This window comes from Clostridium arbusti SL206 (assembly GCF_000246895.1).
Lineage (GTDB): Bacteria > Bacillota > Clostridia > Clostridiales > Clostridiaceae > Clostridium_I > Clostridium_I arbusti.
In genome coordinates this window covers 14505-29366 of sequence record NZ_BAEV01000014.1, presented here as the reverse complement: position 1 = coordinate 29366, position 14862 = coordinate 14505, and the positions used below count along the sequence as shown (strand labels likewise).

At 27.8% G+C, this 14862-nt stretch carries 16 protein-coding genes; 15 read left to right on the top strand and 1 reads right to left on the bottom strand.

Going from position 1 to position 14862, the window contains the following annotated elements; all coding sequences use genetic code 11:
- Nucleotides 1–210: 210 nt before the first annotated feature.
- The 13 genes from RH99_RS04310 to RH99_RS04255 all read left to right on the top strand — a co-directional run bounded on the left by RH99_RS04310 (nucleotide 211) and on the right by RH99_RS04255 (nucleotide 11527).
- A complete protein-coding gene (locus RH99_RS04310) occupies nucleotides 211–438 on the top strand; it encodes a hypothetical protein (RefSeq protein WP_010234455.1) in 228 nt (75 codons plus the stop codon).
- Nucleotides 435–1037, top strand: a complete 603-nt coding sequence (locus tag RH99_RS04305; RefSeq protein WP_010234453.1) for a hypothetical protein — start codon at nucleotides 435–437, stop codon at nucleotides 1035–1037. The genes RH99_RS04310 and RH99_RS04305 overlap by 4 nt, the downstream gene beginning before the upstream one ends.
- Nucleotides 1038–1105: 68 nt before the next feature.
- Entirely contained in the window at nucleotides 1106–1489 is a 384-nt protein-coding gene (locus tag RH99_RS04300; RefSeq protein ID WP_010234452.1) for a hypothetical protein, read from the top strand.
- A 22-nt stretch (nucleotides 1490–1511) separates the two neighbouring features.
- Nucleotides 1512–3941, top strand: a complete 2430-nt coding sequence (locus RH99_RS04295; RefSeq protein WP_026038395.1) for a glutathionylspermidine synthase family protein — start codon at nucleotides 1512–1514, stop codon at nucleotides 3939–3941.
- An 11-nt stretch (nucleotides 3942–3952) separates the two neighbouring features.
- Nucleotides 3953–4444, top strand: a complete 492-nt coding sequence (locus RH99_RS04290) for a hypothetical protein (RefSeq protein WP_010234448.1) — start codon at nucleotides 3953–3955, stop codon at nucleotides 4442–4444.
- Nucleotides 4445–4509: 65 nt separating this feature from the next.
- Nucleotides 4510–5418 (top strand): hypothetical protein, encoded by a 909-nt coding sequence (locus RH99_RS04285; RefSeq protein ID WP_010234444.1) that lies wholly within the window; start codon nucleotides 4510–4512, stop codon nucleotides 5416–5418.
- Between the two features lie 305 nt (nucleotides 5419–5723).
- Complete coding sequence (locus tag RH99_RS04280) at nucleotides 5724–7100, top strand: [FeFe] hydrogenase, group A (protein ID WP_010234442.1); 1377 nt, start codon at nucleotides 5724–5726, stop codon at nucleotides 7098–7100.
- Between the two features lie 271 nt (nucleotides 7101–7371).
- On the top strand, nucleotides 7372–7539 hold the full coding sequence (locus tag RH99_RS04275; protein WP_010234439.1) for an aspartyl-phosphate phosphatase Spo0E family protein: 168 nt from the start codon (nucleotides 7372–7374) through the stop codon (nucleotides 7537–7539).
- 207 nt (nucleotides 7540–7746) lie between these two features.
- The gene (locus RH99_RS19625) at nucleotides 7747–7890 is read left to right on the top strand and encodes a hypothetical protein (RefSeq protein ID WP_010234436.1); all 144 of its coding nucleotides are present in this window, start codon (nucleotides 7747–7749) and stop codon (nucleotides 7888–7890) included.
- Complete coding sequence (locus RH99_RS19620; RefSeq protein WP_306301449.1) at nucleotides 7856–8152, top strand: DUF1523 family protein; 297 nt, start codon at nucleotides 7856–7858, stop codon at nucleotides 8150–8152. Before RH99_RS19625 ends, RH99_RS19620 begins: the two co-directional genes overlap by 35 nt.
- A gap of 207 nt (nucleotides 8153–8359) precedes the next feature.
- Nucleotides 8360–8659 (top strand): ATP-dependent Clp protease adaptor ClpS, encoded by a 300-nt coding sequence (locus RH99_RS04265; protein WP_010234432.1) that lies wholly within the window; start codon nucleotides 8360–8362, stop codon nucleotides 8657–8659.
- 3 nt (nucleotides 8660–8662) lie between these two features.
- Nucleotides 8663–10927 carry an ATP-dependent Clp protease ATP-binding subunit ClpA gene (clpA, locus tag RH99_RS04260; protein ID WP_010234430.1) on the top strand — a complete coding sequence of 755 codons (2265 nt, stop codon included), beginning with the start codon at nucleotides 8663–8665 and terminating at the stop codon, nucleotides 10925–10927.
- A gap of 288 nt (nucleotides 10928–11215) precedes the next feature.
- Nucleotides 11216–11527 carry a hypothetical protein gene (locus RH99_RS04255; protein ID WP_010234428.1) on the top strand — a complete coding sequence of 104 codons (312 nt, stop codon included), beginning with the start codon at nucleotides 11216–11218 and terminating at the stop codon, nucleotides 11525–11527.
- Nucleotides 11528–11870: 343 nt separating this feature from the next.
- On the opposite strand, the gene RH99_RS04250 is transcribed toward RH99_RS04255, so the two are convergent.
- Nucleotides 11871–12860, bottom strand: a complete 990-nt coding sequence (locus tag RH99_RS04250; RefSeq protein WP_010234426.1) for a LacI family DNA-binding transcriptional regulator — start codon at nucleotides 12858–12860, stop codon at nucleotides 11871–11873.
- Nucleotides 12861–13334: 474 nt separating this feature from the next.
- Here RH99_RS04250 and RH99_RS04245 point away from each other — a divergent pair, with 474 nt between their 5' ends.
- The gene (locus tag RH99_RS04245) at nucleotides 13335–13805 is read left to right on the top strand and encodes a NanQ anomerase/TabA/YiaL family protein (RefSeq protein WP_010234424.1); all 471 of its coding nucleotides are present in this window, start codon (nucleotides 13335–13337) and stop codon (nucleotides 13803–13805) included.
- 14 nt (nucleotides 13806–13819) lie between these two features.
- Entirely contained in the window at nucleotides 13820–14824 is a 1005-nt protein-coding gene (locus RH99_RS04240; RefSeq protein ID WP_010234421.1) for a Gfo/Idh/MocA family protein, read from the top strand.
- Nucleotides 14825–14862: the final 38 nt, after the last annotated feature.

Here is a 14862-nt window from a genome sequence, read left to right as displayed (position 1 = left end):
ATTTTTTATAATGCAAAATTAACTGTATAACAGTTTTTAATATATAGATATAAATATTTACAAATAATTAAGGTATAATCTAGAAATATAAGTTAAGGCAAGGTATAATAATATATAAATTAATAAGGACTAGTAGCAAGTGCTCTATAAAAAGAGTACTTAATTTTGTTGGTAATTATAAAATAAAATTAGCAAGGGGGAAATTTATAAATGAATGGATTAGAAAGTTACTTATATTCTAAGGTGAAAATATATATTTATACTACGGCTGAGGCTTATAACAAGGAAAAGTCTGATGTTGTATTGGAGGGAGTAACTCTTGAAAAAGTAGATGGAAATTTTATAGACATAAGAGATGAACAAAAAATTATTCATCGTATTAATGTAGATAAGTGCTTTTCTTTAGTAGTTGAGCCTGAGGGGAGCAGCAAATATTGATAAATAATAACATCAAACAGTATTATTACAATTTATATAAAGAATTTTACGTAAATGCAGGTATAATGTCATGCTTTGTTAAATCTCTCATCTTTGTTTCTGTTGTAAATATGAGTAATTTGAGTATAAATGAAAATGTGCAAATAGATATTTCAAAAATTAAATCTTTTGAAAATGAAGATGATTTGATAATATTGGACATACCGGCTAATGTTGGACTTGAGTATGCTTATAAGTATAAAGACAAATATACTATAATACCTAATTTTAATATGGTGTGTCATGATTTTGGTATAGTTAAAAGTAATCCTATATTAAGGAATCTGACTTTATTCTCTGATATAGATTTAAAAAATAATGATAAATATATGATTATATTAGATAGTAATCGTTACAAAGATATTGAAATAGATAATATAAATGAATACAACAATCAATATGAAATTACAGAGGAAGATTTACCGGAATTAGAAATGATAAAATTATTAAAATTAAATAATATTTCGTATATATACGATAAGAAGATAAAAGAAGATATAGGAGAATATTTAAATTATCTTAAAGCTAATAAAGTAAATATTAATATTAGACATCTTTAAATAATAAGTACTGATTATTTAAAAATGTATTAAAGAATTGAATATGCAAGAGAGGGGTTAACAATTATATGGACAAAAAGAAAATAGCATTAGGATTAGTTGTTTCTATGCTGGTTAGCAGTCCTTTGTATGGTTGTACTCAGAATAATATAACTGATAAAGATAAAGAGGAAGCACAGCAGCAGCAATCAACATATACTGCTCCATTTGTGTATTATCCATATTCTTTTTTTCAAGGATATAGTGTAAATAATGGAGTTAGATCCAATGTGGATTTTTATGGATGGCATAGCTGGACTACTCCAACAAAAGGGGTAAGCAGTCCATATACAAATACAAATACAAGCTCAAGTAGTATCAAAGGAAGTAATGGTGGAGTTTCTTCATCATCAGACCACATAGGAAGTGGTTCTAGCTATAGTGGTGTTCATGGGGGTAGTGCAGCAGGATAAAAAGGAGAGGAAATATTTAAATATGAAATACAATAATGTTGTAGATAAATTGCTTTTTGATTATTATGCTATACATTGCAAAAGGAAAGGAGATATTTATTCTCCCTATCCCTTTTATTTGACTCAATCAGAGTATAGGAAAATCAAAGATTATACAACTACAATTCACCGACTATCTTTGGACATATTGAATAACATTAATACTAAATACAGAGATTATAAAGAAATGATTCCTGATTTTCCTCTTAAAAGCGAAATTCTAAACTTAAATAGAGAAATATCTGATGTTTTTTGGACAAGATACGATTGCTTCATTGAAGATAAAGATAAAATATTTTTTAGTGAAGGCAATTATGATAAGCCCTGTGCTCAAAGAGAATTAGCAATAGGTGAGTATTTTAACTGTGATAATAATGTAAATAAAGAGTTTGTAGAAAACTTTAAAAATAAATTCAATTTTATAGCTGAAAAATATTACGGCAATAGAAAAATTAATGTGCTTATATTAGCAGATCCCTGCCATTATGAAGAAGTTCATTTATCAATGCTATATAGAGAGTGGCTTGAAGATAGCAAAATGAATATAATTTTAGGTGGAAGCAATAATGTACATGTTAAAGATGAAAAAGTATATTGCTTTGATAAATCCATTGATATTATATTGAGGCAGTTTCCAACTGAAAATTTATATGAGATCAATGATATAGAAGCCATTTTGAAATTATATGAAAAAAATAAAGTATTAATATTAAATGATCCTAGAATAATAATTCTTCAAAGTAAGGGTATATTCGCCTACTTTCATAAATTATTAAGCGAAGATAGATTGGATGACTATACTGCAAAAATAGTAAAAGAATGTATTCCATGTACAGAATTATTATCTAAAGAGAATATAAATAAGGCTAGAGGAAATAAAAATAAATATGTAATAAAGCCAATATTAGGACGATATAGTGAAGATGTATTTATAGGCAGTTCATATTCTGAAGAAGAGTGGAAGTTAATTATAGATGATATTAAATATTGTACACAATATTATATTCTTCAAGAGTTTAGACAAATAAGAAAAGATAACATAGTGGAATTAAAAAGAGGATATGCTCATAATATTGATGCCTTCTGCAATTTTGGGGTTTATTTGTCCTGTAATGGAATCACTGGAATATGTTCAAGATGGAATTATGATTATCTTACAGATAATGAAACAACATTTGTTACTCCAATAGGAATAAAGGATACTAAATTACATATTAAATATAATGAAAATATAAAAGATAAAGAATTTAAAAGTGTAAATTTGGATCTTGTGGAACAAGGCTTTCTGGGTGCTTATAATAATGCAAGGGAATATATTTCTTTAGACCAAGTCATTTTAAGTAAAGATAAATTTGAAGAATTGAAGAATGCTTCATCTGAAATATTAAAATTATTCAATAAAGTTTCTGAGTTTGTATATGAAAATAAGGGCTGGCTTGATGATGTTTTAGGTATAACCAGTATAAATGAAAGTATATATTCGACAAAAGATTTTAAATATTTAAGTATTTTAGGTAGAATGGATTGGGCTTTAGATATAGATAATAATTTGAAGTTAATGGAGCTCAATAATGAAACTCCCGCTGGTTTATATGAAGCTACTGCTCTAAATGATTATCTTATAAAACGATACAAACGGAATATAGAAAATCCAAATAGAAATTTTGAAGAAATACTTGGTAGGAATATAGAGGAATACATATTAAAATATACCCCTAAAACTATAGGAATATTTAGTACTTGTTATTATGAGGATTATTATAATATAGATATTATCTTTAATATGGTAGAAAAAATTAGTAGTAAATATAATATAAAAGTAATAAAAGGTAATGTTTATAATTTGAGAGTAGAAAATCATAAATTATATTATTTTGATGAAGTAATTGATATGATCTATAGATATTTTCCACTGAATTGGTTTGAAAAATTTAATATGAAGGCTGTTGGCAATTGGATAAACAATAAAAATTGCATAAATCAGCCTGTAACATTGATAGCACAAAGTAAATCACTATTTGCAGTTATATATGAGTTGCTTAGTACGAAGTTCTTTACATCCTATGAAAAAAATCTAGTATTAAAATATATTCCCTATACAGATATAAGTAATAAATCCATGAAAACTATAGATTATATTTGTAAACCTATATTGGAAAGAGAGGGACTAGGAGTATATACAAGAGGTCAATTGTCATCTATAGATAATTTAGATAACTATATTTTTCAGGAGAGAATAAATATAAAGACTTTAAGGTATATATCAAATTCAACCTATGATAAAAAAAGAAAAAATTTATTTCCTATATTAGGATGTTTTTATAGTAAAAATGAATTTATCGGAATGTATTGTAGATTAGGTAGTTTAATTACTAAAGAAAATTGTATATATATTCCCATATATGTTGATTAGGTGGTGTGGAAATGAAAAAAAGAAAAATTAAAATTATTCTAGGTTTATCAGTAATGGTAGTAATAATAGCGATGGTTACCTTATTTATAGTATATAGGGAAAAGATTATAAGTGAGTCCTATATAGGAACTTATACATTGCATTCTACAGATGGATATTACTTAGCTAAAGGAACTAATGACAATGATAAAATGGAATATATTTTTCAAACGGAACCTATAGATAAATCGGAAACTTTATCCGATAATGTAGATATTACTGATGAATATGTAACTATAAAAAATAATTATACAAATGAGGAAAAGGAGTCTATATTAAAAAGTATCAATAAATCTATTTCAAAACAATCAATGGATATATTTAAAAATAACTTAGGAAAGACAAATACGGTTTCTGTTTTTGTTGTTTCTTATAAAGAGGCTGGTAAAATTAATACAAGATATAGATATGAAATTCTAATTAATCAGGACAAGATAAAAGATTTTGATAATGAAGAGAATTAATAGAATGAAATATAAAGGGTATTGTCCTATTTTGCAGAATATTATACAAAAAGGAGGTGATTATTTTGGAATTTAATGATTTAATAAAAAGTATATATGACAAAGATGATTCAAAATTTGAAAATTGGTATGAGCACAGGAAAATCATAAGAGATATGATTGATAAAAGTGTCAAGGAGCTAAGGTTAGGTAAAGATAAAACCATCGCCATATGGGGAGCGGGAAAATGTTATGACATTGATCTAAATTATTTAAGTGATAATTTTGAAAAGGTCATATTGCTGGACATAAATGAAGATTGTATGAAAGATGCTTTGAAAATGCAGCAGGTTACTAACGAAAGTAATATTATAATTAAAAAAGTTGATTTTATGAATAATACAGATAAAATATATAAAGACTTTTTTGAATTAGTTGAAAATAGACATAGCATAAAGGAACTAAAAGCATACTTAGAGAATTTAAAAAATGGAATTATAAAAAGTGATGATATGAACCAGGATTTAGGCAAATATAATATTAGTGTTTGTTTAGGAGTTCATAGTCAAATATTAGTAGCTATAAATATAATATTGCTTTATGCACAAAATTTTTATGATAAAAGTGATATTGAGGATTTAATTAAAATATTTAGAATTTGTAAAAAAGAAGCAGAAAAAGATTTCAACCAATCCATAATAAATCATTCAATTGATTTATTATTTATAGGATTTGATTTAATGGAATTATCATCAAAAAAGGGTACAGAGAAGTTCTATGAGGAAATTGAAGGTGCATTATTAAAAAGCGATATTGAGGGTGTAATTAGAATAGCGATGAAATGCCCGGTATCGGGGGCGGCCCAGGCAGCAGAAGATATATGGGATCGTATAATAAATAAAAAATTAGAACTTGATGCAATTGATTGTTGGCTTTGGGATTATGATAGAGAAAAAAGTTATGTTTTTATATTGGAAACATTAATAAAGGAGTAAAAATACATAGTTTGGAATAAATTTTCCTTTAATTATAAAAAGTACAAATATTATTAGTCATCTAAATATAATTATGACTAATAACATTTGTACTTTTTCATTTCTCTGCTAAATAATATATTTGTATAGGTATATGTAACTGAGAGAATAAAGAATTATATAAAATATCTATAGTTTAAAAGGAAAAATAAATATTATTAGTTAAAAATAAAAATTAATGGAGTATACTTGTAATCAATGAAAAAATATGTAAAAATTATAATGTAATAAAAATATTCGATAAAATGTCTAAGGAGGATGTATAAATGAGTGATAAACATCAATTTACAGATATTAGAGTTCCTATTGAAAAAGATAATCCATCAATTATGAGACATGAGGAACTTTGTATTAAATGCAAATTATGTAAAAAAGTCTGTACTGAAGAAATTTCTGTATATGGACACTATGATTTAGAAAAGACGGGAGATAAAGCTATATGTATCTATTGTGGTCAGTGTGCTAATATTTGTCCTGTTTATTCAATTACAGAGGTTTCTAACGTTAAAGAAGTAAAAGATGCAATTAATGATCCAGACAAAATTGTTGTATTTCAGACTTCTCCTTCCGTACGTGTATCACTTGGAGAAGCTTTTGGTATGGAACCGGGAACTTATGTGGAAGATAAAATGGTTGCTGTATTAAAAAGTCTTGGAGCAGATTATGTTTTTGACACTACCTTTGGAGCAGACTTGACTATAACTGAAGAAGCTTCAGAATTAGTTAAGAGAATTACAAGTGGTAAAAATCCTTTGCCACAATTTACAAGCTGCTGTCCAGCCTGGGTGGAATTCGTTGAAATATATTATCCTGAACTCATTAATAATTTATCATCATCCAAAAGCCCTATACTTATGCAGGGTCCAACCATAAAAACTTATTTTGCTAAGCAAGCAGGTATAGATCCTAAAAAAATTGTGAATGTTGCTTTAACACCATGCACTGCAAAAAAATATGAAATTACCCGTGCTGAAAAAAATGATTCTGGTAAATATTATAATGATGAGACTATGCGTGATATGGATTATGTTATTACTGTAAGAGAGTTGGCAAATTGGATTAAGGAAAGTAATATAGATTTTCAAGCTATTCAAGGTTCAAAATATGATTCATTATTATCTAGAGGTTCAGGTGGTGGTATAATCTTCGGGATTACAGGTGGAGTTATGGAATCCGCTATTAGAACAGCATATTATTATGTAACTGGAGAAAATCCACCTAAGGATTTATACAACTTAGAGGTTGTAGGGGATATGGATGGCATTAGAGAAGCACAGGTTACAATGGGTAATTATACTGTTAATATTGCCATTGTACATGGAACAGCTAATGCAAGAAAGCTCATTGAAAAAGTAAAAAGTGGAGAAAAAAAATACGATTTTGTTGAAGTAATGACTTGTCGAGGAGGTTGCATTGGTGGTGGTGGACAACCTAAAGTTAAAATACCTATGGCAGATAAGGTTCGCAAAAAGAGAATTGCAGGACTTTATAATAAAGATCAAAATGTTACACAGAGGCTTGCCCATGAAAATCCTGATATCATAAAAGTATATGAGGGATTTTTTGAGAAACCATTAAGCCCATTAGCTGAACAAATACTACATACTTCATATAGTTCAAAAAATCACATCTTGGGTGAATAATTACAAACATAATCCATTTATTTTATATATTTCATATTATATATAAAAATAGCTGTATGAATGTGAAGTGGTCATTGAAATTTTATTTGATTATGTATTAAATTACAATTGAAAATATTAAAAAAATATATATGATTATTAAAAATCTTTACACATTAGTAAAAATGCTAGTGTGTATTTTTTATGCCTAAAAAAGTAAATTAATATTTACATAAATTTATGCAAATATTCCTGAATTTTGTTACTATATGGTAATGGAAGGAGGGATATTATGTTACAAATAGAAAAAATAGCAGAAAAAATTGAAGATCTTAGAAGTTTAATGTATCAGTTAATGAATGAAAAAGTAGAATTAACTGATCCAGAGTTAGTAGATTTAAGTCAGAATTTAGACAAGTTACTAAACAAATACAATGAATTATTAATTAGAAGTAGATAATTTATTGTAAAAAGAACCAGGAGAGCATTCTTATTAGAGTGCTCTTCTAGTTTAAAGGGAAAATATTGATTTTAAGCATAGCTTAAACACTGGTATTTTTTACTTTAAATAAAGTATTAATTTGAAAACATTTATTTCTATATAATAATCTTTGAAAAAAAATAATAAGAATAAAGTAGAATGTATTATTAAAATTGAGGGGATTTTATGAGAAAAAATAATTTTCATAGATTTAAAAGTAATGCCTATAGATTTAAACTTAATAAAAAACTAAAGTTTAGGTTTGGAGTAGTGTTAATTGCTGTTGTTATAATATTTGGTTTATTTTCATATTTTCCACACTTTTTTTAGAAGCACTTATATAGTAACTATTGCAAATAAGCAAATAAAAAGAGAGAGCAATAGCAATAAGTACTTGATTTATACAGAGATGCAAGATGGAAATACAAAAGTATTTGAAAATACGGATAGCCTATTAGAATTTAAATTCGATTCTGCTGATATATATGGAGGACTTAGAATTAATAGAAGATATGAAATTAAAACCTATGGTTTTGGAGTCCCTCTTTTATCACTATATCAAAATATTGTGAAAGTTAAAGCTATAAGATAAATCTTATAAGTTAAAATGGTGACAATACAGGTCAAATACTTAGTGTTCAGAGATAATATGATTAAAATAAAAAAGCTCTTTATAGGGCTTTTTTATTTATTTTAGAAATATTATATATAAAACTATAAATATTATTTAAAGTTTATGATATTATTGACATATAAATATAATACAACTGAATTAACTGTATTGTTAGGAAGTGATATAGTGTCAGAAAAAACTATTATAAAGGAAGAACATAAGATAAGTATAAGAAAGCCCAAGATGTATAAGGTAATTATGCATAATGATGATTATACGACTATGGAGTTTGTTATTCAGATACTCACGGGAATATTTAATAAAAGTGCTATTGAAGCAACGAAGATTATGTATGATGTGCATAAGAAAGGTATTGGCATTGCTGGTATATATACATATGATATAGCAAGAACTAAGATGAATCAGGCTATGAATATGGCAGAAAAAGGTGGGTTTCCCTTTAAATTAAGTATGGAAGAGGAATAGTGTATGAAAATAGATAATTTATTAAATGAAATTATTACTGCAGCATATAGCGAAGCTAAAGATAAAAATCATGAATATCTTACACCCGAGCATATTCTTTATGCCTCACTGTTTTTTAATGAAGGAAAAAGACTAATAGAAAATTGTGGTGGAGATGTAGAGGTACTAAAAGGTGACCTAAAGGCTTACTTTAAAGACAATATATCTATTGTGGAAAATAGTGAACCTGTTCAAACAGAAGCTATGCAGAGCGTTTTAAATAACGCAGCACAGCATATATTAGCGGCAGGAAAGGATAATATTAAGTTAGGTGATATAATTGTAGCAATGTATGAGGAGGAAGAATCCTTTGGAGGATACTTTTTAAGAAAACAAGGTATAGAAAGACTTGATATTTTAAAGTATATTACTCATGGTATATCTAATTTAGAAGATAAAGATAATGAAGAACGCAGTGAAATAAGTAGCGAAAGATATGAGGATGATCAAGTTAGTGAAATTGAAAAGAGAGAAAGCTTTATAAGTAAATTCACTGTTGATCTAACTGAAAAGGCAAGAAGTGGCAAGATTGACCCTCTTATAGGAAGAGAAGATATTTTAGAAAAGACTATTCAAGTATTAGCAAGAAGGTTTAAAAATAATCCTGTTCATGTGGGTGAACCTGGAGTTGGAAAAACGGCGATAATGGAAGGATTAGCAAATTTAATTGTTAAAAACAAAGTTCCTAAAGTGCTTAGGGGAAGTAGTGTCTACTATCTAGATATGGGGAGTATACTTGCGGGAACTAGGTATAGAGGAGATTTTGAAGAAAGAATTAAAAAGATATTAAATAAGCTTAGGAATAAAAAAAATACTATTGTTTACATTGATGAAATTCATAATATAGTTGGAGCTGGAGCAGTTTCGGGTGGATCTATGGATGCCTCAAATATTCTTAAACCATTTTTACTAGATGGAAGAATAAAATTTATAGGGGCAACTACTTACGATGAATACAAGAAACTTTTTGAAAAGGATAGAGCATTATCTAGAAGGTTCCAAAAAATAGAAATATTAGAGCCTTCAGTGGAAGATACCTATGCCATTTTACTTGGGCTTCGCGAAAATTATGAAAAATTTCATGAGGTTAAATATACTGATGATGCATTAAGGGCTGCAGCGGAATTATCTGCAAAATATATAAATGATAGATTCCTGCCAGACAAGGCCATTGATGTTATTGATGAGGTAGGAGCTTATGTTAAGATACACAAAACTAATGAAAAGGATATTAGTATAATTAATGAAGAGGATGTTCAAAAAATTGTTTCTTCCATAGCAAAGATTCCAGAACAAAATGTTTCAACTAATGAAGTTGATAAGTTAAGAAATCTTGAAAGTACTATAAAGAAAGAAATATATTCTCAGGATAAAGCCATAGAAACTGTAGTTAGAGCTATAAAACGTTCTAGAGCAGGTTTTAACGATGATGATAGAACTGTTGCTAATCTACTTTTTGTGGGACCTACTGGAGTTGGAAAAACTGAGATTTCAAAAAAATTAGCAGAATCTCTAGGAATTCCACTTATAAGGTTTGATATGAGTGAATATCAGGAAAAGCATTCTGTAGCTAAGCTTATAGGGTCTCCTCCAGGATATGTAGGTTATGAGGAAGGCGGACTTTTAACTGATGCGATAAGAAAAACTCCTTATTGTGTACTTCTTCTAGATGAGATAGAAAAGGTTCATCCAGATGTTTTAAATGTTTTACTACAGTTAATGGATTATGCTACACTTACAGATAATACAGGTAAAAAAGCAGATTTTAGAAATGTTATTCTAATAATGACATCTAATGCAGGAGCTTCAAAGGTTGGAAAATCTATAATTGGATTTGGTGAAAGAAAACTTGAAGGCGAAGAAATTAAAAAAGAAGTTGAAAGAGTATTTTCACCAGAATTTAGAAATAGGCTGGATGATGTTGTTCTCTTTAATAATATGGATGAGTCTATGTCTCTTCTTATAGCAAAGAAAGCTATAAGAGAATTTGAAGAAAAACTCTTGGCAAAAAATATAAAATTAAAGGTTACAGATAATTGTTATAAATGGATTGCGGAAAAAGGATATTCTTCAATTTATGGAGCAAGGGAGATACTCAGAGTAGTACAGCAAAAAATTAAGCCTTATTTTGTAGATGAAGTTCTTTTTGGAAGTTTATCTAATGGAGGCACTGCAATAATAGATATTAAAGATGGAGAAATAGTAATTAATGATAAAAGCAAAAGTTAATTAAGAAAGAGATTTGAGCATTTTATGAAAACTCACTAAATAGACATGTATACGTATATCTAGCACTGACATTTTGTCAGTGCTTATTTTTTATTATATAATTTCAAATTTTATGTATAGAAAAAAATAACTTGTAAATAATGTAAAATAAGTGGACAACTTATTTTTGGTTTAGCTGCTGTGTAAATAAAATAATATATAACAGCAGCCTTTTGTTTAATAGCTATACAATTAAAATAGAATAAAAATTTTATTAAATAACATTTATTTATAAGGAGTGGTTAAATAGTGGAGATTCCTATATTAGTGAGAAACTCTAAGGTAGATTATAGAAAAGCGGATATAAAGGACTTAATAAAAAATGTATATACACACTGTAGTAAGCTTGATGAATTGACAAAGTTAGAATTTGTAGAAGATAAACAACTAGTATCTTCTCAAACATTATACGTAATTCAAGATTGTATTCAGATATTAAAATATCTTGAGGATAGCGGATATAATATAGATATAGATTTTCAAGTTCATAACTATAAACTTAGGAATTATAAAAGGTGTGGTAAAATAGGTTTAACCTGGATGGAGAACAGAGAACTTTAAAATATGGTTTAGAACTAAAAATAAAAATTATTTTTAGTTCTAAACCATATTTTTGTATAAGGCATATGAAAATAAATAGTAAGTCAAAGATGTGACGGATATTTTGGAGTCTACAAGGAAATGGGTGACCAGGATAGTGAGCTATCTGAGGGCTCTGTTGACGTAGTAGGATTCAAAATAGACTAGCATACTGACTAGTTATTTATTTGAATATGCCTAAAGTCTAAATAGATTCATAGATATAGTTTTACATATATATAGAATGGGGGCTTTAAAGCTAATTTGGTGTCCTCATCCTATATTTTTAGTTGTGTACAGTTATTGTATGTATATTTAGTGACTTTTAACTACTCTCCCTAACAACTAAATCTGGTCGTACTAATATATTTGAGGTTACATTTTTATTTTCTATAAGATCCGTTAGAAGTTTAACACTTAAAGAACTAGTAGTTTCTACTTTATTATCAACAGAGGTTAATTCAGGATAACAGCATTTAGCAAAAGTAGAGTTGTTAAAGCCTGTAACAGCAACATCTTTTGGTACGTTAAGCCCTAATTCCCTCAGCTTTTTTAGTCCACCAATTGCAGTAATATCTTCACCAAATATTATAGCTGAAAACTTTTTATTTAATTTTATAAATTTGTCTACTGCTTCATATCCACCATCTAACCCTTTTTTTACTGTTATTATAGAGTTATTATCTATGGTTAGTCCATGTTTATTCATTCCACTTATAAAGCCTTCCTTTTTTTGATTGGCACTATAAGTATCTAAATCTTTTACATATACAATTTCTGAGTGACCTTTTGCAAATAAATGGTCTACACAAAGGCTAATACCATAAGCATCATCTACTAATACTGAATAGGTATTCTCTATATTCAAGAAACCATTTATAAGTACTAGGGGAATGTTGTTAACATAGGAAGAGATTGAAGATTTTATGTCATCATTATTAAATACTGATCCCATTAAAATAATGCCATCTATATTTCTTTCTGATAACATTTTAATGTAATTTATGCTTTCTGTAGTTTCACCTCCTGTATTACAAAGGATAACATTATAGCCTAATTTATTAAATTCACGTTCAATTATATATGCTGTATTAGCATGGTGTATATCTGTAATATCAGTGGTTACTACACCTATAGACTTCATAGATTTTGAAACTAATCCTCGTGCTATAGCGTTTGGAGTGTAATTATATTTCTTTAATATATATTCAACCTTTTCTTTAGTTTTTTTACTAATATTATCTTTATTATTGAGAACTCTTGATACGGTAGTTATTGAAACACCAGCTTCTTTAGCAATATCATATATATTCATAATTAAGTCCCCCCGTAAAATCTAGAAAGTTTTGAAAGCGCTTATAAATTTATTATATATTATCTTGATTGATTACTAATATTGGTAAAAATAATCAATTAAAATATTTATTAAAATTAGTTTATGGTTATTAAAATTTATAAATTTTAATATTGTTCACAATTGAGTTAAACTAATTATATTTATTAATAGAGATAATGTCAAATTTAAGTAAGAATATCTTTAAATGCCCATTAATACTGGTATAATTACAATTAATTACACTGATATTTATTATCTAGAGTAATAATATAAGTTTTAGTAAAGAAAGAAAAAAGATAGCTTATATAAAATATTTTAAAATAAGTGTTGAAATATTTTTTCATGTGTAATATAATTAAGACATTGAAATGAAAGCCCTTTCACAAATGAAATGTTTAATGTTTTTATAGGGGGTATAAATTTTTATTTAATAAAAGTTTTGGGGGTATAAATATGATATTTGGTGATGTAAGTAATCTTGGTGATATGGAAAAAAGTCTTCCTGAACCGATTTTGAAAACGATTAATTATTTAAAAAATAATGACTTCCTTAATATGAAGGCAGGAGTTTATGAGATTGACGGAAAAGATATATATGCACAGGTAATAGATGCCACAACAAAAGAAAAAAGTGATGCAAAACCTGAAGTCCATAAAAAATACATTGACGTACAATTTTCTGTAGAGGGTAAGGAAAAAATAGGTTTTGCTAGAGATACTGGTAATAATAAGGTTTCAGAAGACCTACTTAATGAAAAGGATATCAAGTTTTATGAAAATGCTGAGAATGAAATAGATTTAATAATGAAACCAGGAAATTTTGCTGTACTTTTCCCAAATGATGTCCATAGACCGGCCTGTTCAGTAGGAAAACCATCAAACATAAGAAAAGTAATTGTAAAGGTAAATACTGAATTGCTTTAGAAGGGGAACTAATAATGAAAACTATACATTGGGGAATGATTGGTTGCGGTGATGTGACAGAAGTTAAGAGTGGTCCTGGATTTTATAAAGCTGAAAATTCAATATTGCAGGCTGTAACTAGCTTAAGAATTGAAAGAGCTAAAGATTATGCTAAACGTCACAACGTACCGAAAATATATGAAAATGTTGATAAATTGATAAGTGATCCAAGTATAGATGCTATATATATTGCAACTCCTCCAGTTTTTCATAAAGAATATGCTATAAAATGTGCTAAGGCGAGAAAGGCAGTCTATATTGAAAAACCTATGGCGCAGACTTATAAAGAATGTTTAGAAGTAATAGAGGAATGTAAGAAAACTAATACTCTTGCTTTTGTAGCCTATTATAGAAGAGCTATGGAACGTTTCAAGAAGATTAAAGAAATTGTTGATAGTAAAATTATTGGAGATGTAAGGTTTGTAAATGTAGCTTTATACCAAAAAGCTGCTAAAGAAGACTATAACAGAGATAATCTTCCATGGAGATTAATACCTAAAATTGCGGGTGGAGGTAAATTCCTTGATATGGGAGTCCATACAATTGATATCTTAGATTTTATGTTTGGATCTTTTGATGAGGTTCAAGGAAAGGCATCAAATCAAGGTGGTTTGTATGAAGTTGAAGATATAGTTACAGCTAATTGGAAATTTAAAAATGGCATACATGGTACAGGAATATGGTGTTTTACAGCTTTTGAAAACTATGACAATATTGAAATTGTGGGAGATAAAGGGAAAATATACTTTGAGTTTTTCAGTGAAAAGCCTATATATGTAAAGACTGAAGGAGAGTTGGTTGAATATCAGTATGATAATCCTAAACACGTTCAGCAACCTTTTATTCAGAGTGTTGTAAACGAGTTAATAGGAAAAGGAACCTGTCCTGGAAATTTAGAAAGTGCTGCAAGACCAAGTAAAGTAGCAGATGAAATATTAAGAGAGTATAGAGTAGAAAAAGGTTTTAAAGAATTTATTTAAATATGTTTTTCATAGTGAGAAGAGTTGAATAAAGAGGT

Coding starts and splice junctions, on each gene's coding strand:
- RH99_RS04310 (WP_010234455.1), top strand. CDS start 211: ATGAATGGATTAGAAAGTTACTTATATTCTAAGGTGAAAATATATATT.
- RH99_RS04300 (WP_010234452.1), top strand. CDS start 1,106: ATGGACAAAAAGAAAATAGCATTAGGATTAGTTGTTTCTATGCTGGTT.
- RH99_RS04295 (WP_026038395.1), top strand. CDS start 1,512: ATGAAATACAATAATGTTGTAGATAAATTGCTTTTTGATTATTATGCT.
- RH99_RS04290 (WP_010234448.1), top strand. CDS start 3,953: ATGAAAAAAAGAAAAATTAAAATTATTCTAGGTTTATCAGTAATGGTA.
- RH99_RS04280 (WP_010234442.1), top strand. CDS start 5,724: ATGAGTGATAAACATCAATTTACAGATATTAGAGTTCCTATTGAAAAA.
- RH99_RS04275 (WP_010234439.1), top strand. CDS start 7,372: ATGTTACAAATAGAAAAAATAGCAGAAAAAATTGAAGATCTTAGAAGT.
- RH99_RS19625 (WP_010234436.1), top strand. CDS start 7,747: ATGAGAAAAAATAATTTTCATAGATTTAAAAGTAATGCCTATAGATTT.
- clpA (WP_010234430.1), top strand. CDS start 8,663: ATGAAAATAGATAATTTATTAAATGAAATTATTACTGCAGCATATAGC.
- RH99_RS04250 (WP_010234426.1), bottom strand. CDS start 12,860: ATGAATATATATGATATTGCTAAAGAAGCTGGTGTTTCAATAACTACC.
- RH99_RS04245 (WP_010234424.1), top strand. CDS start 13,335: ATGATATTTGGTGATGTAAGTAATCTTGGTGATATGGAAAAAAGTCTT.
- RH99_RS04240 (WP_010234421.1), top strand. CDS start 13,820: ATGAAAACTATACATTGGGGAATGATTGGTTGCGGTGATGTGACAGAA.